Source organism: Synechococcus sp. R3-13, from assembly GCF_047462195.1.
Taxonomy (GTDB): Bacteria; Cyanobacteriota; Cyanobacteriia; order Thermostichales; family Thermostichaceae; genus Thermostichus.
This window is the reverse complement of sequence record NZ_JANSIO010000433.1, coordinates 3,551-4,308: the sequence shown is the minus strand read 5'-3', so window position 1 is coordinate 4,308 and position 758 is coordinate 3,551. Positions and strand designations below refer to the sequence as shown.

At 63.1% G+C, this 758-nt stretch carries 1 protein-coding gene; it reads right to left on the bottom strand.

Annotated elements, in window-relative coordinates; genetic code table 11:
• A partial coding sequence (locus NW856_RS12530) for an anti-sigma factor domain-containing protein (RefSeq protein WP_414400539.1) occupies nt 1-758 on the bottom strand: 758 nt, incomplete at both ends.

The window sequence follows — 758 nt, the reverse complement described above, 5'->3', positions numbered from 1 at the left end:
AAGGACTCCGTCCCGCTGGCGCGAGCGGGCAGTTGACGGGAGCCGGTCGCAATCACCAGCTCTTGGGCGCGGGTACCTGCCGGCAACGTGCGGGATGGGCGTAGGGCCACCAGAGCAGAGCCTTGAGCATCCACCTGAAAGTCACCACAGTGGAGGAACTCGCCATTGTCCAGCTTGAGCCAGAGGGAGTAGCGCTCCCCCGCCACCGGTTGGGGCAGATCCCGTGCGGCCAAGATAACCTCCTGCCAGTCTCCTGGGCGAAACAGCACGTTGGCCGTCCCCGCCTCCCCCTGCAAATGCACCAGACGGGATCCCGGCTGTTGCAGGAGATGAGACAATGCTCGCACCGGCTCTAACTGGGCTAGTTGCAGAGCTTGCCGCAGTCGCCAGTTGTCCAAGCTGAGCAGAACCAAAATTGCCGCCACCAAGCCTCCCAGCCAGCGCCACCCCACCCCAAAAGCAGGCAGTGGAGAGTGAAGGGGGACTGCCATCTCCTGCTCGCGTAAGCCGATAGCCCCCACCTCTGCCATCACCTTATCGCGCAAGCTGGCAGGCGGGAGCACTCCTGGCAATCCGTAGGGCAACAATTCCAAGGTTTCTTGCAAGGCTTGCAGTTCGGCCACCAGCCGAGGGTCTTGGGTTAGGCGTGCCTCTAGAGCACTCGCCTGCTCGGGAGACAAGTCCCCCAGCAGATAGCCGGCCAGTTCTTCCCGTTCCTCTGTTAAAGGGGGCGAGGTGGATAAGGACTCCGTCCCGCC